The sequence below is a fragment of the Thalassospira sp. GB04J01 genome (genome assembly GCF_000751115.1).
Lineage (GTDB): Bacteria > Pseudomonadota > Alphaproteobacteria > Rhodospirillales > Thalassospiraceae > Thalassospira > Thalassospira lucentensis.
Genome location: NZ_CCDX020000006.1, coordinates 19766 through 38895, shown reverse-complemented (window position 1 = coordinate 38895; position 19130 = coordinate 19766). Strand labels below are relative to the sequence as shown.

20 protein-coding genes are annotated in these 19130 nt (G+C 53.5%); 7 read left to right on the top strand and 13 right to left on the bottom strand.

Features of this window, described 5'->3' with window-relative positions; all coding sequences use genetic code 11:
• The first annotated feature begins 43 nt into the window (after positions 1–43).
• Positions 44–553 (top strand): TspO/MBR family protein, encoded by a 510-nt coding sequence (locus tag AMM48_RS03960; protein ID WP_102783015.1) that lies wholly within the window; start codon positions 44–46, stop codon positions 551–553.
• A gap of 85 nt (positions 554–638) precedes the next feature.
• Here the strand turns inward: AMM48_RS03960 and AMM48_RS03955 are convergent, their stop codons facing one another.
• Together AMM48_RS03955 and AMM48_RS03950 are read right to left on the bottom strand one after the other, a co-directional pair.
• Positions 639–1460 (bottom strand): DUF3750 domain-containing protein, encoded by an 822-nt coding sequence (locus AMM48_RS03955; RefSeq protein WP_102783014.1) that lies wholly within the window; start codon positions 1458–1460, stop codon positions 639–641.
• A 148-nt stretch (positions 1461–1608) separates the two neighbouring features.
• Positions 1609–2592, bottom strand: coding sequence for a helix-turn-helix domain-containing protein (locus AMM48_RS03950; protein ID WP_102783013.1), 984 nt, complete (start codon positions 2590–2592; stop codon positions 1609–1611).
• A 316-nt stretch (positions 2593–2908) separates the two neighbouring features.
• Here AMM48_RS03950 and AMM48_RS03945 point away from each other — a divergent pair, with 316 nt between their 5' ends.
• Positions 2909–4366, top strand: a complete 1458-nt coding sequence (locus AMM48_RS03945) for an aldehyde dehydrogenase (protein WP_102783012.1) — start codon at positions 2909–2911, stop codon at positions 4364–4366.
• A gap of 171 nt (positions 4367–4537) precedes the next feature.
• Here AMM48_RS03945 and AMM48_RS03940 read toward each other — a convergent pair whose 3' ends face one another.
• The 5 genes from AMM48_RS03940 to AMM48_RS03920 are packed head-to-tail and all read right to left on the bottom strand — an operon-like array spanning position 4538 to position 7902.
• Positions 4538–5011, bottom strand: a complete 474-nt coding sequence (locus tag AMM48_RS03940; protein WP_102783011.1) for a YaiI/YqxD family protein — start codon at positions 5009–5011, stop codon at positions 4538–4540.
• Between the two features lie 38 nt (positions 5012–5049).
• Entirely contained in the window at positions 5050–5778 is a 729-nt protein-coding gene (locus tag AMM48_RS03935) for an amino acid ABC transporter ATP-binding protein (protein WP_102783010.1), read from the bottom strand.
• Positions 5765–6418, bottom strand: a complete 654-nt coding sequence (locus AMM48_RS03930; protein ID WP_102783009.1) for an amino acid ABC transporter permease — start codon at positions 6416–6418, stop codon at positions 5765–5767. Before AMM48_RS03930 ends, AMM48_RS03935 begins: the two co-directional genes overlap by 14 nt.
• The gene (locus AMM48_RS03925; RefSeq protein ID WP_102783008.1) at positions 6411–7082 is read right to left on the bottom strand and encodes an amino acid ABC transporter permease; all 672 of its coding nucleotides are present in this window, start codon (positions 7080–7082) and stop codon (positions 6411–6413) included. Before AMM48_RS03925 ends, AMM48_RS03930 begins: the two co-directional genes overlap by 8 nt.
• Before the next feature lie 37 nt (positions 7083–7119).
• A complete protein-coding gene (locus AMM48_RS03920; RefSeq protein WP_102783007.1) occupies positions 7120–7902 on the bottom strand; it encodes a transporter substrate-binding domain-containing protein in 783 nt (260 codons plus the stop codon).
• Between the two features lie 199 nt (positions 7903–8101).
• On the opposite strand from AMM48_RS03920, the gene AMM48_RS03915 reads away from it, so the two are divergent.
• Positions 8102–8779: an FCD domain-containing protein gene (locus AMM48_RS03915; RefSeq protein ID WP_102783006.1), complete on the top strand. Its 678-nt coding sequence runs from the start codon at positions 8102–8104 to the stop codon at positions 8777–8779.
• Between the two features lie 86 nt (positions 8780–8865).
• On the opposite strand, the gene AMM48_RS03910 is transcribed toward AMM48_RS03915, so the two are convergent.
• Positions 8866–9075 (bottom strand): cold-shock protein, encoded by a 210-nt coding sequence (locus AMM48_RS03910; RefSeq protein ID WP_008892034.1) that lies wholly within the window; start codon positions 9073–9075, stop codon positions 8866–8868.
• 80 nt (positions 9076–9155) lie between these two features.
• On the bottom strand, positions 9156–10973 hold the full coding sequence (locus AMM48_RS03905) for a DEAD/DEAH box helicase (protein WP_102783005.1): 1818 nt from the start codon (positions 10971–10973) through the stop codon (positions 9156–9158).
• A 343-nt stretch (positions 10974–11316) separates the two neighbouring features.
• Here AMM48_RS03905 and AMM48_RS22270 point away from each other — a divergent pair, with 343 nt between their 5' ends.
• A complete protein-coding gene (locus AMM48_RS22270) occupies positions 11317–11658 on the top strand; it encodes a hypothetical protein (RefSeq protein ID WP_102783004.1) in 342 nt (113 codons plus the stop codon).
• Positions 11659–11808: 150 nt separating this feature from the next.
• Here AMM48_RS22270 and AMM48_RS03895 read toward each other — a convergent pair whose 3' ends face one another.
• From AMM48_RS03895 to AMM48_RS03885, 3 genes are all read right to left on the bottom strand, one after another.
• The gene (locus AMM48_RS03895; RefSeq protein WP_102783003.1) at positions 11809–13020 is read right to left on the bottom strand and encodes a YeeE/YedE family protein; all 1212 of its coding nucleotides are present in this window, start codon (positions 13018–13020) and stop codon (positions 11809–11811) included.
• A gap of 108 nt (positions 13021–13128) precedes the next feature.
• A complete protein-coding gene (locus AMM48_RS03890) occupies positions 13129–14052 on the bottom strand; it encodes a sulfurtransferase (protein WP_102783002.1) in 924 nt (307 codons plus the stop codon).
• 155 nt (positions 14053–14207) lie between these two features.
• The gene (locus AMM48_RS03885) at positions 14208–14930 is read right to left on the bottom strand and encodes a TetR/AcrR family transcriptional regulator (protein WP_022733327.1); all 723 of its coding nucleotides are present in this window, start codon (positions 14928–14930) and stop codon (positions 14208–14210) included.
• Between the two features lie 203 nt (positions 14931–15133).
• Here AMM48_RS03885 and AMM48_RS03880 point away from each other — a divergent pair, with 203 nt between their 5' ends.
• Positions 15134–15901 (top strand): NAD kinase, encoded by a 768-nt coding sequence (locus AMM48_RS03880; RefSeq protein ID WP_101304129.1) that lies wholly within the window; start codon positions 15134–15136, stop codon positions 15899–15901.
• Positions 15898–17082: an acetylornithine deacetylase gene (gene argE / locus AMM48_RS03875; RefSeq protein ID WP_102783001.1), complete on the top strand. Its 1185-nt coding sequence runs from the start codon at positions 15898–15900 to the stop codon at positions 17080–17082. Before AMM48_RS03880 ends, argE begins: the two co-directional genes overlap by 4 nt.
• Positions 17083–17162: 80 nt before the next feature.
• Here the strand turns inward: argE and AMM48_RS03870 are convergent, their stop codons facing one another.
• Positions 17163–17855, bottom strand: coding sequence for a dienelactone hydrolase family protein (locus AMM48_RS03870; RefSeq protein ID WP_102783000.1), 693 nt, complete (start codon positions 17853–17855; stop codon positions 17163–17165).
• Positions 17856–18245: 390 nt separating this feature from the next.
• Between AMM48_RS03870 and purU the strand changes: the two genes are divergently transcribed.
• Positions 18246–19130 (top strand): formyltetrahydrofolate deformylase, encoded by an 885-nt coding sequence (purU, locus tag AMM48_RS03865; RefSeq protein WP_022733331.1) that lies wholly within the window; start codon positions 18246–18248, stop codon positions 19128–19130.

Here is a 19130-nt window from a genome sequence, read left to right as displayed (position 1 = left end):
ACCATAGACAGCAACGCCGTACAAAATACAATCAGGAATACAAATGACCCAATCGGACCCATCGGGCTTTGCCCCAAATCAACGCAGTAGAATCTTTGCCCTGATTGCATTTATGGTGCTGTGCCTGATCATTTCCGCTGCGGGTGGTGCGGCAACGGCAACCAGCGTGCAAGGCTGGTACACGACACTTGAAAAGCCGTTTTTCAACCCGCCCAATTGGCTGTTTGCCCCGGTCTGGACAGTTATCTATTTCATGATTGCCTTTAGTGGCTGGCGGGTATGGCTTAAAGGCGGTATTGCGAATGCCAAGGTCGCCTTTGGGATTTACGGCGCTCAGCTTTTGCTGAACCTTGCCTGGTCGTTCCTGTTCTTTGGGGCTCAATCCCCGTTTCTTGGCCTGATTGACATCATTCCACTTTTGATCCTGATCATTATTAACGCTGTGATGTTTTGGAAAATAGATCGGTTGGCCGGAATACTTATGGTGCCCTATGCACTCTGGGTGAGCTTTGCCATGCTTTTGAACGGATCAATTTATTTTCTAAATGCCTGACGTTTCAATGCACGGACAAGCATACGAAAAAGCCCGTAGCACCTTTCGGCCTACGGGCTTTTATTCTATCCGGGCCTGATCGCACTTATTGCATGACCTGCGCTCCGCTGGCCTCAGCAGTCTTTGCGCCAGCATCGGGTCTAGATTGGGCAACATTGTCCATGCCAAGACGGCCAATGGAGGGCAGGCGCAAGGCTGGTCGATTAAAATCAATCCCGACATTCAATCCAAGAAGATTAAGTTCGATCCCTTCTTCCAACCCGACAGAAAACCCAAACACACCCAGCAGATTTGCCTGAACACCTTGACCACTTGATGACATCCCCACCGGATTTGTGATCCGTCGGTAGTCCTTGCCAATCGCATTGGCTGGCATATCAAGGTCCAGACCGGGCACTTCACGACCAATATGGGCAATAAAGGTGTTGCTGTTGGGGCCCGGATAACTGCGATAGGTGCTTGGAAACGGATAGCTTTGAATGGCGGCTTCGATCTGCGGGATCAATTGCGCGGCCGCCTCGCCGCGTTGATCAACCAGAATTTGCGGCTTGGAGCCAAACCAAAGCCCATCAGGCAGCGCATAGTTCTTGCGCACCACATTGCCGCCGCCCCAGCCCACCACATCATAGCGGCTATAGCTGGTTTCACCGGCGCGTTTGAAAATCACCCACGGATGAACGGCAAAATACCCGCGCCACCCGAATGTATTGGCCGCCATAACCATGATGACGGCCTGATTTTTAAGAGCAACCGGATCAGGAGCCACGGCAGATGAGTGGCGCGGTGCCGTGCGCCATGTATATTTTTCTTTGGTTTTCTCGCCCGGCGGGTCTTCGGCCAAACTGATCCCGAACGGCAACACAAGTACTGCCAGAAGGCCAAGAAGTAGGGTTCTGCCTTTTTTCACCAAATAATCCTGTCTGAATTCAACTGCGATTACGTTTTGTCTTTACTGGTACGATGACAGACGAGAAATAAGATCAAAAAATGGCATAGCAAGTCAGCAGGTCGTTCAAAACCCTGTGAGACGTCGATACATTTTCACGACAAACACCTTATGGCCAAGCGGCAAAGGTATTATCAGGAACCCGTTCTTCGGCCCGGCGCAGGCGGCGATATGCCCCCGGTGCCTCCCCGATGTAGCGTTTGAAAAACCGACTGAAATAGGCCGGATCACGAAACCCCAAACCATATGCAATCTGCGCCACGCCCAGCGGGGACTGTTCCAGCCGCATGCAGGCATCCCGAATGACCCGCTCATGCACGATCGTAAGTGGCGGCTTGCCCGTCGCACGCAGAACCGCCGATCCAAGTCGTCTTTCACTGATGCCAAGGGTGCTGGCATAATCGGCAACATTCCAGTGTTCGCGAAAATGCAATTCCAGAACCTGTAAGAACCGTTGAAAGGTGATCGAACCCGGGCCATGTTGATGACGCTGTTCCATCACGCCCTGCGCAAGACGTACCACAATCGTCAGAATAACCTGAAGCTGTGCTCCGACCACCACGCTGGCCCCAAGCGCATTATGCATCAGTTCGGATCTGATCGCATCAAAGCTACTGCTTAAAAGAGCGTGATCACGGTCGCCGTCAGTTAGAGGAACCACATGGACGGTATCGGCGGCAAACCGCAACGGCAGTCCGCCACCGATTGATCCCATGGTCCCTGCGACACTCCCACCCGAAGTACCACAAGAACGCGCGACAAGGTCATCCGCGACCGATAGCACATACCCATCAGCCCCCGCCGTCACCGAAACCGCCTGTGTCTCGCCAAGTGGTAACCAGATCAATGCGGGTGCTTTTGCCTCAATTGTGCCTTGGCGCAATTGGATTTGCGCACGCCCAGACAGGAGCAATACACCATAGCACCGATCCCGACGCCCCGGATCATTCATCACCCATTGCTGGACGGACAGGCTACGATCAAACCTGTCGATCATGGCCTGACTTGTCACCGGCATCGGATTGGCAAAAGGTGAGTCGCCCGACTCTACAGCACTGGAAACAGGTACAAATTGGGTAGATCTGTTATCCATGCCATTTTCACCCGGTGTTATTCCAAATAGTTATATACATAAATATACAATTTTTCGTCTTAAAATGTCAATTTAGGTGTCTTTACATTGGGTGCGTTCCATCGCCTACTAAGGGTACGCTTGAAATAACGACAAAAACAAAAACACACATAAATTTGCGCTCTCATTATTTTGCATTTGCGAACTAATGGGCAGGAGGGCACGCATCTATTTACTTTGATCCCCAAAGTAGAAATTGATCTATCTTTGCCTACCCCTCTGAAATCAAGGCGCAATCAGGAAAACCATCTCTTTCACGAGATTCGGAGGAAACGCCATGAATGATGTCAAATTGTTGATTAATAACGAAGACATCACCGCCGCGAACAACCGTACGTTCGAACGTAAAAATCCCGTCACCGGCAAAACCGCAACGGTTGCTGCCGCCGCCAATGCCGCTGATGCCCGCAAGGCCGCCGATGCTGCCGCCGCCGCTTTCCCTGAATGGTCAAAAATGGGCCCGGGTGCGCGCCGCAAGATATTGCTTAAAGCAGCCGACATTATGGAAGCCAAGGGCGATGAATTTGGCCAGTTGGTTCTTGATGAAACCGGCAGCACACGCATGTGGGGTGGCTTTAACGCCCATCTGGCAGCAAACATGCTCCGCGAAGCCGGTGGCATGACCACCCAGATTCAGGGTGATTTGATTCCGTCCGACACGCCGGGCCTGATGGCCATGGGCATCCGTCAGCCGGTTGGCGTGGTGCTGGGGATTGCCCCGTGGAATGCTCCGGTTATTCTGGGCACACGTGCCATTGCCATGCCGTTAGCATGCGGCAATACCGTGATCCTTAAGGCGTCCGAACTGTGCCCCGCCCTGCACCATCTGATTGGGCAGTGCCTTGTCGAAGCGGGTGCACCGGCCGGTGTTGTTAACGTCGTGACCAATGCCCCCGAAGATGCTCCGGAAATCGTCGAAGCCCTGATTGCCCATCCGGCAGTCCGTCGCATCAACTTTACCGGCTCCACCCGTGTCGGGCGCATCATCGCCAAACTTGGCGCTGAACACCTTAAGCCGGTTCTGCTTGAGCTTGGTGGCAAGGCACCGTTCCTTGTCCTTGACGATGCCGACCTTGACGAGGCGGTCAATGGTGCAGCCTTTGGCGCCTATATGAACCAGGGCCAGATTTGCATGTCGACCGAACGTCTGATTGTCGACAATGCGGTTGCCGATGACTTCGTCGCCAAACTGGCTGCCAAGGCCAAAACCCTTACAGCGGGTGACCCGGCCAAGGCTGAAAACATCCTTGGAGGTGTGGTCAGCGTCGAGGCGGTCAAACGCATCGAAGAACTGGTTGAAGACGCTGTATCGAAAGGTGCCAAACTGGTTGCGGGCTCAGGCAAGGCCAAAGACGGTGTGCTGATGGATGCCATCCTTCTGGATCATGTCACACCTGCAATGAAGATCTACTCCGAAGAAAGCTTTGGCCCGATCTGTGTCGTCATTCGTGCGGGTAACGAAGACGAAGCAGTTCGCATTGCCAATGACAGCGAATATGGCCTGTCGTCTGCGGTCTTTTCAACCAACATCCCGCGTGCGATGGACGTTGCCAAACGTATTGAAAGCGGCATTTGCCACATCAACAGCCCAACCGTTCAGGACGAAGCCCAGATGCCATTTGGCGGGGTTAAATCTTCGGGGTATGGCCGTTTCGGATCAAGAGCATCGATTGATGAATTCACCGAAATGCGCTGGATCACCATCCAAAGCGGCAAACGCCACTACCCGTTCTAAACCGGTAAAACCAAACACGCCGGGCGGAACCTTCGCCCGGCGGCCTCGTTGAATATTCAGTTACGCAGGGGGGAAGCCTGATTTGTACTAAGTCCCCTTACAAATCAGGACCTGTGTGCGGGCCGCCCAATGCCAAGTGCTTGGACGGCCCGCAGCTTTTAAGGAGAAAAGTTAACCGCGCAAAACGGCTTGCATCATGACTTCAAGTGCGCTGGAAAACTTTGATCTGTCTTTCTGGGTAAAAGCCGCATTGCGCCCCTGCTCACCCGTGACTTCGCGCATATGGGCGGCAATTTCGCGCCCGGCAAGTGCATTGCCAATATTGGCTTCGGTGAATTCCTGCCCGTTGGCTTTAAGAACCCGCGCGCCAATTTCAAGCCCGCGCGATGCCAGCGGAATATCACTCGTGACAATCACATCACCCGCATGGGCGTTCTCGGCGATCCAGTCATCGGCCGCATCGGGTTCGGGCGGCACAATCACATTTCGGATCAATGGATTGCGTGATGGCCGGATGCCACCGTTCGATACCACAATCATCTCGATCCGGTGGCGTTCAGCCACACGTTCGCATTCGGCCTTTACCGGACAGGCATCGGCATCAACAAACAAACGCGGGCGGGTCTTTTCATTACTGTCGTTCATGGCGCGATCATCCGCAGACCGCGACCAAAGTCAAGCAATCAGGCCAACCCACCGACAAAACTTGAAAGTTCCGGTGTTTTCGGATTGGCAAAGACTTCTTGCGGGTCGCCGGTTTCGTGAATGCGGCCCTGATGCATAAAGACAAGCTTGTCACACACTTCACGCGCAAAGCGCATTTCGTGGGTCACCATGACAAGAGTCATGCCCTCTTCTGCCAGTTGCCGCACGACCGCCAGCACCTCGTTAACCAGTTCGGGATCAAGTGCGGATGTGACCTCGTCACACAAAAGAACCTTGGGCTTCATGGCAAGTGCCCGCGCGATGGCTACGCGTTGCTGTTGCCCACCCGAAAGCTGGTCCGGATAATGCATCATCTTGTCGGCCAAACCGACCTTGATCAGCATTTCTTCTGCGACTTTCCTGGCATCGGTCTTCGATTGCTTTTTGACCACCTGTGGCGACAGCATCACGTTTTCAAGCGCGGTATAATGCGGGAAAAGATTGAACTGCTGAAACACCATGCCGACCTGCAGACGCAATCCCAGAAGATCGGCATCGCGATCACTGATTTTCTTGCCGTCAACCATGATGGCACCATCATCAATGACTTCAAGCCCATTGATCGTCCGCAAAAGCGTGCTTTTGCCAGATCCGCTTTTGCCAATCAGCGCGATCACCTGCCCCTCATCAATTGAAAGGTTGATCCCCTTAAGGACTTGTAGCTCGCCAAAACTTTTATGGATGGCATGTAATTCAACGAGCGACATGACGAAACTTCCCTTCGAGGTGACGGGCAAAAAGTGACAGCGGATAACAAATCAAAAAATACATTACAGCGACAAAGCCATAAACGGTGAAGGGGGCGTAAGTCGCATTGGTAATCATGGTGCCCGCCTTGGTCAGTTCGACAAAGCCAATGATTGATGCAACCGCCGTTCCCTTAACCACCTGTACTGAGAACCCGACCGTCGGGGGAACCGCAATGCGCATGGCCTGCGGCAAAATGATGTAGCGCATTTGCTGAGTAAACTTCATGCCAAGGCTGGTCGATGCTTCCCACTGCCCCTTACCAATAGCCTCGACACACCCACGCCAGATTTCGGTCAGGAATGCGCTTGTGAACAATGTTAACCCAAGCATCGCCGCCATCCAGGGGGATATGTCCAGCCCAATAAGCGGCAACCCGAAGAAAACAATGAACAGCTGCATCAAAAGCGGCGTGCCTTGAAACAGTTCGACATAACAGCGAACAAGCCCCTTTACCCATACGCCCCCTGCCGTGCAGGCCATTAAAAGTAACAGGCCAACCAAACCACCCAGAACAAAAGCAGTCAGGGATAGCAACACTGTCCAGCGCGCAGCCATCAAAAGATTATAAATGATATCCCAATTTGAAAATTCAGACATGACGCCGCCGTTCAAACAGATAGTTGCCAAGAACCCTCAGCACCATCCGAAGCAGGATCGACATCACCAGATAAATACCGGTCACGATGAAATAAACTTCGAACGCACGAAAATTAAGAGCCTGAATATAGTTCGCCCCAAAGGTCAGCTCTTCGGCGGCAATCTGCGAACAAACAGAAGATCCCAACATCACAATCACGATCTGACTGGAAAGTGCCGGCCAGATTTTCTGAAGCGCAGGCAGGATGATCACATAGCGAAAAATCTGTAGCCTGTTCATCGCAAGACTTTGCGCGGCTTCTAGTTGCCCGTGTGGCACCGCCTGAATGCCCGCGCGGACAATCTCGGTCGAATAGGCACCGAGATTGACAATCATCGCCAATACAGCGGCCTGAAACTCCGTCAGCTTGACGCCCAACGCAGGAAGACCAAAAAAGATAAAGAATAATTGGATCAGAAACGGGGTGTTGCGGATCAACTCAACATAAACGCCGACAATTTGGCTGATCACCGGGGTGCGTGACGCACGCGCCCACGCCCCCATGATGCCCAGCCCAACGCCAACCACTGCCCCAATAACTGTCAGCTCGGTGGTCAGAATGGCACCGTCCAACAGTAATTCCCAACGCGGCACGATGGCGCCAAAGTCGAATGCATATGCCATTGATCTGCAACGATCCCCTTCCGTCAGGTCAAAATGCCTAGAGTTCTTTCGGCAACGGAATACCAAGCCATTTCACGGCAATCTCATTGAGGCTGCCATCCGCAATTGATGCAGCAATGATCTCATTGATCTTTTCCTTGAAGGCGGCTTCATCTTTGTTCAAACCGACATAGCAAGGAGAGTTTTTGATCAGGAATTTCGGCTCTGGCTTACGCGGCGGATCACGTTCAATGATTGCTGCCGCCGTCACATTTCCGGTGGCAATCAGGTCAACCTGGCCCGACAGGAATGCCGAAATCGTGCCGTTGTTATCTTCGTAGCGTTTGATATCAACATCCGACGGCGCAATTTTCGAAAGCTCAAGATCCTCAATCGCCCCACGGGTTACACCGACCGACATGCCCGAAAGATCCTCAGCCTTCTCGACTGAAAAATCCGCCGGACCAAAAACACCATTATAGAACGGTGCATATGGGTCACTAAAATCAATGACCTTTTCGCGGTCCGGGTTTTTGCCAAGACTGGAAATCACCAGATCCACCTTGCCGGTGGTCAGATACGGAATACGGTTGCTTGACGCGACCGGGACAAGCTCCAACTCCACACCAAGATTCTCGGCAATCAGTGCCGCCATATCAATGTCATAGCCTTTTGGTTGCATGTCTGTGCCAACCGTACCAAAAGGCGGAAAGTCTTGCGGAACCGCAACTTTCAAGACACCCGCCTCAGCAATGGTATCAAGCGCGCCTGCCCAAGCAGCCCCCAAGGGAGCTGTCAATATCGTCGCCGCGGCGACGGCCACTTTCAAGAACTGTTTCATTTGCCTCTACCCGTTTTGCCAAGAGAATTTTGCATATTTTTTAACCTAAATATAAAACTGCATATTTATTCATCTAATGTCTATGAATATTTTGTTCTTCAGCATAAATTCAGCTCTTATAAACAGTTATTCATCGGAAAACCGGGAATTTTAGGATAGAAAAGACACTCAACTGGTCTGACCAGATGCAAGGATGCAAATGAAACGCAGTGAAACAGCGCCAGAACGGGCCGCACGAGACATTCGAAACCTGATCAAACGTCGGGAGTTAAAGGCAGGTGAGGCCCTGCCCGCCCAGCGCAGCCTTGCCGCGGAGCTTGGCATTAGCCGCACCAGCCTGCGCGAGGCACTTGCCACACTCGAAGCTCTGGGCATGGTTCACACCCATGCAGGCAAAGGCGTCTTCGTCGCCGACCGCAAAACCCACATCCCGCTTGATCAGCACCGCAACCAGCAGGCAGCACAAGTCTATCAGTTCAGGTTAGCTATCGAACCCTATGTCGCAGGCCTTGCCGCCCAGATGCGCACCAACGAACATCTGGCAGCGCTAGAAGTCAGCATCAGCGATATGCGCAATGCGCTTGATGGCGATGACCTGATTGCGGCGGCCACCGCCGATACGGAATTTCACGAGATTCTTCTGGCCGCATCGGGCAACCCGATGTTTGCCGACGCCATGCATCCAGCCGCACATATCATTCACGAAAACCAGATGCTGCCTTTCGCCAACGCGACCGCCATAGCAGCCCCTTTATCAGAACACGAACAGGTTTTGCGTTTTGTTCGTGAACACAATCCTTCCGGCGCGCGCGATGCCATGCACTTTCATGTATTAAGTGCTGCGACCAGAGCACAGATCGCTTTTTTACGCCCCTAAAGCAAAACCCCCACCCGGCTTCCCGGATGGGGGTTTCACTTAACTTCGTTTAACTCGGTGCCATTCACACGGAATGGCAAGCCGAATTAAGCAGCCGTCAGGTCGTCAGCCGAAACGCGGCCCGAACGTGAGTCGGTACGCAGTTCGTAATTGATTTTGTCGCCTTCCTGCGGGTGACCCATACCAGCGCGTTCAACGGCGCTGATGTGCAGGAATACGTCATTTCCGCCTTCGTCCGGCTGAATGAAACCAAAACCTTTAGTTGCGTTGAACCATTTAACGGTACCTGTTGCCATCTTTAAATCTCCTTATCGAGTATTGATTGGCGTTTTGACACACCCCGCTTGGGTGCGCCTATCTTTGTTCGATAATCAAATCAGACGCGTTCGCGACTTCTCTGATTATCGGAAGGTTTGTTGCGGCCTGCACCACCCGGCTGCCCGCCAGATTGTGGGCCACGATGATTGCGATTGCGGTTTGCACCGCCGCGCTTGCCTTGCGGATTGGCATTTCCGCGGCCATTGGCCCCGTTGCCATTCGCGCGGCGTTCTTCCGTGCTGCCCATAAAGGACAGACCGGAAGAAATTGCATTGCCGTTCTGCGCGCCATCACGGACGTTCCCGTTGGAATCGACCTTTTTGGCTGGGCGCTTGCGACTATCAGTTTGACCAGCACCGTTTCCAGTGCCGTTACCACGGCCGTTCGCTGGCTTGGAACTGATCCCGCCTTTGTAACGACTTTTCGATTTTTCCAAAGCCGGGTTTGCGGCGGCTTTGTCATTTGTGCCTGCGTTGGCGTTGGTGCGAGCTTCGGCATCACGACGCGGCGCTGCCGGGCCGGCATCATCACGTTCGCGACGCGGACCAGAAGCACGCTGCTCGGACCGGTCATTACGACCAGAAGCAGCCTGACGATTTCCGCCACCATTGCCACGGCCGCTTCCACGACCATTTGTACCAGCACCACGACCACCGTTACCGCGTGACTGACCACCACCGCTTGAACGACGACCGCGATTGGCATCACGTGCATCTTCAGGATCAGCTGCCTGTTCGGCTGCGGCCTTGGCATCACGACGGTCAATCACGGGGATCGTCTGGCGTGTATTGCGTTCGATATCGCGCAGCAGGCCGCGCTCTTCTGCATCACAAAATGCAATCGCGGAACCACTGGCACCACCACGGGCCGTACGGCCGATACGGTGGACATAACTTTCAGGCACATTCGGCAGTTCGAAGTTCACAACGTGGGTCACGCCGTCAACATCGATACCACGTGCAGCAATATCGGTTGCCACCAGCACACCAATCTGACCGTCCTTAAAGGCGTTCAGGGCGCGTTCACGCTGGTTCTGACTTTTATTACCATGAATGGCTGCTGCACTGATCTTGTTTGCCTCAAGATGACGGGCAACACGATCAGCACCACGTTTGGTCCGGGTAAAGACCAATGTGCGTTTGAATGCAGGATTATCAAGAAGCTCGGCCAAAAGCTGACGCTTGCGGGTGCGCTCAATCAGGTAAACCGATTGTTCGACACGTTCTTGCGTGGTGGAAACCGGGGTTACCGACACCTTCACCGGATCTGACAGCATATCGCCTGCCAACTGGCCAATCTGGCCGGGCATGGTTGCCGAAAAGAACAGGTTCTGACGCTTTTTGGGGAGCATTTTGACAATGCGTTTGATCGGCGGCAAGAAGCCGAGATCAAGCATATGGTCAGCTTCATCAAGCACAACCACATCCACGTGGGACAGGCTGAGCTTTCCGCTATCAACGTGATCAAGCAAACGACCCGGCGTGGCGACAAGCACCTCAACACCCGGTACAATAGCCTTGATCTGCGGACCAGGCGCAACACCACCAACGACCACAGCAACGCGGACGTTCAAGAAACGGCCATAGGCACGGAAGCTGTCACCGATCTGCGCGGCTAGTTCGCGCGTCGGGGCCAGAACCAGCACACGGCAGGAACCTTTGGGAGTACGGCCTTCGGATTTCGAAAGGCGATCAAGAATCGGCAACGCGAAAGCTGCCGTCTTGCCGGTACCGGTCTGAGCGATACCAAGCAGGTCCTTGCCTTGTAGCAGGGACGGAATGGACTGCGCCTGAATTGGGGTGGGCACATCATAGCCTTCATGCGCTAGTGCACGAAGAACCGGCTCGGCCAGGCCGAGTTCGGAAAACTGGGTCAAATAAGGGTAACTCGTAATTGTTGGGCTGCAGACAGCTGGGAAAAATCCCGGTAAAATATAGTAATCAGGTCTGCGCCTTGTAGTTCAGGAAGCATCCGCGTAGCTGGATACTTCAATACGTTCTTCCGACAATCACTCAACAGTGTGGAACTTTCGTTCCCTCTACGCTTCTGGAGCGATCAAATATCGAAGACACCATGCACAGAGTTTTCACCGCTTGTCAAACGTCATATTCATGCAAGATCAGAGTTTTATCCGCTCCGACCCGGCGCAACAGTGCCACCGGGCGCATAAACCATAGCATTCAACCGCTAATTCACCGAACACGGATTTGCCGCGCCGCATGGATTATATGCCCCACAAGGGCTGGCAGAAGCACATGGATTGGCCGTTGACGGCGCACAAGGGTTATAAGCAGCACATGGATTCCCTGCCCCGCACGGGTTTGCTGTGCATGGATTCGCACCGCAAGGATTTACCCCACCAGCAGCGCATGGGTTCGCCCCACATGGATTATAGGCGGCACATGGGTTTGCCACAGAACAAGGGTTACCCGCCGAACATGGGTTGTATGCAGCACAGGGATTCGCCCCACACGGCGCAGCCGCACAAGGATTATATCCCGCGCCACATGGATTTGCAGAACACGGGTTGGCTGCACATGGATTCGCGCCACAAGGATTAGCAGCACACGGATTACTCCCCGCGGCCGGAAGCTTGCCCGGGGCGGGGTTGGCGATCGCTGGGATGTTTGCTGTATGACTGTAATGGTCGAGTGCGACCGCCCCCGTCGCAGCAAGGAAGACCGCCCCAAACAGAAGTGTGTTTTTCTCGCTCATTTCCGAAAACCATCCATTCCAAACACGGGACGCAGGGCAATACCGACCCAACTGCCGGCAAACGCCAGTACAAACCACAACCAGCCATGCAGGCTACCCGATGCGATACCGCTAAAGAACGCGCCGATGTTGCAGCCAAACGCCAAACGCGCACCATACCCCATCAGCAACCCGCCAATGACCGCCGCCATAAGCGACGCCAACGGCACACTGACTTTCGGTGCAAACTTACCCGCAAGGGCAGCCGCAAAGGCTGCGCCGATAACGATGCCGAAGTTCATCACCGATGTAGTGTCGGCCAGAACCGAGTTGCCCAATGCCTTTGCCGGGCCTGCCCAATTCCAGAACTCCCATGTTTCCACCGGAACCCCGGCGAACTGGGCAATCTTAGCCCCCCAAAGGCCAAAACCAAACGTGATCGACCACGGATGACCGGCAATCAAAAGGGTTGCAACATTAAGCCCCGCCAACAGCAACCCGGTCCAAACCATCGGCCACGGCCCATGGAAAAGACGGGTAAGATTACTGTGCTGCGCGATTGGCGATGCTTCAAGTGACCCGTGCGCGCGTTTTTCAACAATCACCGTCAAAAGTGCGATCAGCACCAAACCGGCAAACGTCACCGCAAGACCACCGCCGATGCCAAATTCACGACCCAAGCTAATCGGTGGCAAAGATGGCAGTTCAAGCCACATCGGCAAATGGGCGGTGCCAACCACTGCACCGATGATAAAGAAAACAAGGGTGAGTAACATGCGCGCACTGCCACCGCCCACGGTGAACAATGTACCCGACCCGCAACCACCCCCAAGCTGCATGCCAAGACCGAACATAAACGCCCCGATCAAGACCGAGGTGCCAACAGGTGCAACCGCGCCAACAATCGGGTTTCCAAGTGGGCTTCCAAGGGCCAGCATCGGGATAAAGGCCGCCGCCGCAACGCCGACCATCAAAAGCTGCGCGCGCATCGCACGTCCGCGCTTCTCGACCGAAAAACGGCGCCAACCGCCCGTAAAGCCAAAGGATGCATGGTATAGCGAAACGCCCAGCAGCCCGCCAAGACCGTAAAGCACGGCCTGATGCAGATCGACCGCCTGGGCAATCGCAACGCCTGCAAGGATAAACAGGATGGCAGTGACCAAGGCCGGGCCCCTGTCAAAATCAAAACCCGGTTTGGTCGGGCGCGCAGAAAGTGTCGTTTCAGACATGGTGACGCTCAATAACGTTAAATGAATTCCACAAATGCGAACGGAACCAGGGCCTGCCCGGTTCCGTCCGACATGATCTGGCAAATAGCAGTGCCTGAAAAATCCCGATTATTCCGGGATCACCATTTCGCGGCTTGGATCAGCAGCCCATTCGGTCAGGGAACCATCATACATGGCTGTGTTCTTATTGCCCATAACTTCGGAAAGACCAAACCATGCAACCGATGCCCAATGGCCGGTATTGCAATAGGTGATTTCCTTGGCATCGGACGAAACGCCGGCATCACCGACCAGTTGCGCAATCGTATCAGATGCGACAAAGGCACCGTCCTGATCGCTGTAAAACTTCGACTGGGAAATGTTTTTTGCCCCCGGAATGGCACCATTACGGGCAACAACACCGCTTTTTGCATCCCCTTTAAACTGTGACTCTGGTCGCGCATCAATCAGGGCAACTCCATTGGCTTGCGCCTTGGCAACGTCATCAGCGGATGCCAGAAGTTCCGGACGGAAGTTGGCGTTAAAGGCAACTTTGGTCGGCGCCACAGCGTCTTTGGACACAGCCTTCCCCGCAGCAAGCCAGGCGCGCTGGCCGCCATCAAGAATGGTCACGGCATCATGGCCAAGCACCTTAAATGTCCAATACACGCGTGTCGCAGCACCAAAGTCGGAGCTGTTCTGCCCCGCCGGGACGACAACAACCTGTTTGTCGTTATCGATGCCAAGTGCGCCAATACGACCTGAAATCACGTCGACGGGTGGCAGCATGCCAACAACATTGTCGACCTTCGCACGCCAGCCAAATTTACCATAAGGCGCATAAACCGAACCGGGAATGTGACCGGCATCATAGGGGCTGCCCTCTTTGGTCATTGAACGGATATCAACAACAACTAACGTCGGGTTATCAAGGTTTGCTTCAACCCAGTTGGAATCCACCAGTGGCTTTTCGGTCAGACGCTCAGCCTGAGCAGCACTACCGGCAAAAACAAATGCGGCTGCGGCAACCGCAGAAAGAATGAGAGAACGCATGGGGCCTGTCTCCATATTTCAAGAGTGTCATAAATCTGTAGAAGAGATGTAATCACGCAGATAAAAATGTCAATAAAACTAATTATACATTTTATTTTTGTTCAATTTAGATATCGACGAAACCCTGCCATCCCTACTGCATTCAAATCAGGGAATCATCCCGCCGGGCGCAGGTTATTCAGATAACGGGCAAATTCGCGCGCAAAGGCATCCTGGGTTTCAAGATTGCGCAAGGCCGGGGGCCGGGTCAGGAAACCATGCAGGGTAGCAATCAGGAATTCTGCCACAGACGACGGCTCAACATCTGTTCGCACGGTTTTGTTAAACTGTGCCTTGCCGATATGGGATGCCAGCCCACGCCGCCAATAACGGTACACACCATCAATACGTTTGCGTAAACTTTCATCAAGCTCCCCCGCACCCGACGCCAGCCGTGCGAGCGGGCAGCCGCCCTCAAGAAGCTCCGGGGCATTATCACCGCTAAGCCGGTCAACCTGCTCCATCAGGATGGGCAAAATATCTTCGGCGTTTTCAAGCTCATTCAGCCAGACCGTATCAACATATCCTGGAAGGCATTCCTCGATCACGGCATTCACCAGCTTGGCCTTGCCGGAAAAGTGGTGGTACAGCGCACCTTTGGTTACACCACTATGATCGAGAATATTATTGATCGATGCCCCGCCAAACCCGGCGCGGCGAATTTCACCAAATGCCGCGTCCAAAAGCTTTTGCCGGGTTTCATCGGGATTACGCACCCGCTTTGGCACAAGAGCCGTCTCAGGCGTCAGATCAAGTGCCGTGCCCGCATCATCCTGACTGTTGTCGGGGCGGGAAATCCGCGAAAGAGCAGATGAAATGCTAAAGGGCGATTTGGTCATACGACATACTAACTTGGCAAATGAACAAGAATCTCAGGTTCCTCTGTTTTCCCGCCAAGATCAACCAGCTTGTTTATAAGGTGAACCACCACACGTCACATGCCCCGTTGCACCACGCAGACCCTTGCAATTCAAAGCAAAGCGTACTCTATTGTTGGCGATAGCCCCTTGGGGTTTTGCGTGAATTACCCGTCGGGAAGCAGATGCAAACGGATTCCATCGCCTTTGTCGCAGCCGAAACCAAAATCGCCCAAGATGCGATGTATCGGCTGAAACACCGTTACGGCCATATCCCGCCTGACAAGGCAGACGTCATCGTTGCCCTTGGTGGCGACGGCTTCATGCTCGAAAGCCTGCACCGTTATATGGGTCGCAAGGTTCCGATCTATGGCATGAACCGTGGAACTGTCGGCTTTTTGATGAACGAATTTCGGGAAATCGATCTGCCCGAACGCATCGCAGAAGCCCAGACGGTCGAGCTCCACCCCCTGCAGATGGAAGCCCACACCGTCAGCGGCGAAAGCATGTGTGCGCTGGCAATTAACGAGGTATCGCTCTTACGTGAAACCCGTCAGGCGGCAAAATTGCGCATCAAGGTCGACGGGGTTGAACGACTGCCCGAACTGGTATGTGATGGCGCCTTGGTGTGCACCCCCGCAGGCAGTACTGCCTATAACCTGTCGGCGCATGGTCCGATCCTGCCGATGGGAAGCGGCCTTTTGGCCCTGACCCCGATCAGTCCGTTTCGTCCGCGTCGCTGGCGTGGTGCACTTTTACCCCATGGTGCTGAAGTTGTTTTTGAAGTTCAAAACCCGGAAAAGCGCCCGGTTTCAGCCGTGGCCGACTATACCGAGGTCCGCGATGTTTCGCGCGTTAAGATCGTCGAAGACCGCAGCATGAAAATCAGACTGATGTTTGATCCGGAACATAACCTTGAAGAACGCATCCTAAAGGAACAATTCGTCGAATGACCACCGCCCCCAACACCCTTGCCCCGTCAGAAGCCACCCTTGACTGGTGCCGCAAACTGATTGCCCACCCATCGGTCAGCATGACCCCAAACATGGCCCTGATTGAAGAGATCAAAGCATATCTTGAACCGCTTGGTTATGATTGCCTTGTCGTGCGCGATGATAGCAACACCAAGGCCAATCTCTATGCGACGATTGGGCCAAAGGTTGATGGCGGTGTAATCCTATCCGGGCATAGCGACGTGGTCCCGACCGAAGGCCAGAATTGGGCATCTGATCCCTACACCATCGACATCCGCGACGATCGGCTTTATGGCCGTGGATCATGTGACATGAAGGGTTTTCTGGCCTGTCTTTTGGCCAAGGCCGAAACCTTTAAAAATGCCGATCTTCGCGTCCCCATCCATCTGGCATTCACTTACGATGAAGAAGTCGGCTGCCTTGGTGTGCCCAGCTTGGTGGAAGCAATCAATAATCTGCCGCACAAACCAGCCATGTGCATTGTCGGTGAACCGACCGAAATGAAGGTCATCACCCAGCATAAGGGCAAATATTCGGCGCGTGCGCATTTCACCGGGCGGTCCGGGCATTCGTCGCTTCCGGGCGAAGGCGTTAATGCTGTCGAGTTTGCGTCCCAATTCGTGGTTTTCCTGCGCCAGCTTGGCCGCACATGCCGCGATGAGGGCCCGCATGATGATGATTTCGTGCCCAATCACACCACGTTTCATTCCGGCGTGATCAACGGTGGTACACAGCTCAACATTATCCCGCAAAACTGCTTTGTTGATTTCGAATTTCGTAATCTGCCCAACCATGACCGCATGGAACTTAAAGGACAGATTTTCGATTATCTCGACAACACCCTGATCCCGGAAATGCGTGAAACCTACGACGATGTTGGCGTTAAAATCGAAGTCGTATCCGACATGCCTGGCCTTGCCACCGGCGATGACGAAGAAGTCACCAAACTGGTCATGGCGCTAACCGGTGCGAACACAACCGGCAAGGTCAGCTTTGGCACAGAAGCCGGCGTCTTTTCCGCCATGGGCGAAATTCCCACGGTGGTTTGCGGCCCGGGCAACATTGAACAGGCCCACAAACCCGACGAATTCATCGAACTTGATCAGCTTGGCCGATGCGAAGTGTTCCTTGATAAACTGATCGGTGCGTTGACTAAGTAAGCCGTGTCCGAGGACATATACATAAAGAAGGGCTGCGATTTTCGCAGCCCTTCTTGCTTTGCATCTAACGTGCAACGTATTTAAGCCAGATTGGCTTCAAAGAATTCTGCTGTCCGGGCATTGGCGGTATCGGCATCGGTTTTGTCGTAATGCGCGCCACCCTTACGGGCAAAGGCATGATCACGGCCCGGATAAAAATGAAGCTCGGTCAGGTCATGGTCCCCAAGAGCTTCCTTGATAACGTCCTGTGCCTCGGTCGGAATAAACTCATCATTACCGGCCAGATGAACAATCAGCGGATTTTTGATGTTGTCCGCTTCATTCATGTAATTGCTCATGCCCCCACCGTAATATGCCGCAAACGCATCGCCATCGGTGCGTGTTGCCGACAGAAACGTCAACAACCCACCAAGACAGAAGCCAACCACACCAACCTTGCCATTCGCCCCCTCAAGGCTGCGGGCGGCCTTCATGGTTGCCGAAATGTCTTCGACACCCTTATCAACATTAAACGACTGATAATAGCCAAATGCCTGCTTCCATTCGGCTTCGGACTTATCAGTGATGTCGATGCCCGGCTCAATCCGCCAGAAAAGATCGGGACAGACGGCGATATAGCCCTGCTTGGCATAATCGTCGGCAATGTCACGCATCACCGCATTGACGCCAAATATTTCCTGAATAACAACGACAACAGGTGCGGGTAATGTCGTTGGCATGGCGACATAGGCATCAAATGAACCGTCCGGGGTGGTGACATTCAGCTTGGTCATCGTGATAAGGCTCCTTGCTTTGATCTTAAATCCCACGGGCCTTAAGCCGCCCGCAGATCATTGGTCAATGAAATATGCCAAGATCACGGAACCACAAGGTTTGATCACCAAAAAACACATTTCAACAATCAATTGCGCAAACTAAGATTGACATCTCGTATTATCTAATTGAATTCGATTGCCATTTGTTGGACGTTGCGGCGAACTTCGGAGCATCATGTTTCAAAAGCGTACCTCAAGCAGAAAGAGTGGAATTCATATGTTTCGCATTTCTCGCTCTGGGAACGCGAAAATACACTTGATATTTAATGCTTCTGCCCGCCCCTGCGACATTCCCCGATGGACCGGGTCGGGCAATTTTAATAACTGTTTAATTGAAGGCCGAACGAGATGAAAAGCTACGTTCTGACAGTAACCTGTGACTCCCAACGCGGGATCGTTGCCGCTATTTCCGCCTATTTGGCTGAACATGGCTGTAACATCACCGACAGTTCCCAGTTCGACGATATGGAAACCGGTCTGTTCTTTATGCGGGTCGCCTTCGTCAGCGAAGAAGGTGTTGATCAGGAAACCCTGTCACGTGGCTTTGATGGTGCGGCGACCAAACTTGGCATGAACTATCAGTTCCACGACAGCGACCACAAGATGCGTGTTCTTCTGATGGTGTCGCGTTTTGGTCATTGTCTGAACGATCTTTTGTATCGCTGGAAAATCGGTGCCTTGCCAATTGATATTGTCGGCGTGGTGTCGAACCATTTCGATTACCAAAAGGTCATCGTCAACCACGACATTCCGTTCCACCACATCCCGGTGACCAAGGACAACAAGCCCGAAGCCGAAAAGAAGCTTCTTGATCTGGTTGCCGATAGCGACGTCGAACTGATAGTTCTTGCCCGCTACATGCAGGTTCTTTCCGATAATCTTTGCAAGAAAATGAGTGGCCGGATCATCAATATCCACCATTCATTCCTGCCAAGCTTTAAGGGTGCGAACCCATATCGTCAGGCCTATGAACGTGGTGTAAAACTGATCGGGGCCACCGCCCATTACGTGACCGCGGACCTCGACGAAGGCCCGATCATTGAACAGGACCTTGCCCGCATCACCCACGCTCAAAACTCTGCCGACTACGTATCCATCGGACGTGACGTTGAAAGTCAGGTGCTGGCCCGTGCGGTCCACGCCCACATCCACCATCGATCCTTCATCAACGGCAATCGCACCATCGTCTTCCCGCCAAGCCCGGGAAGCTACGCATCCGAGCGGATGGGATAA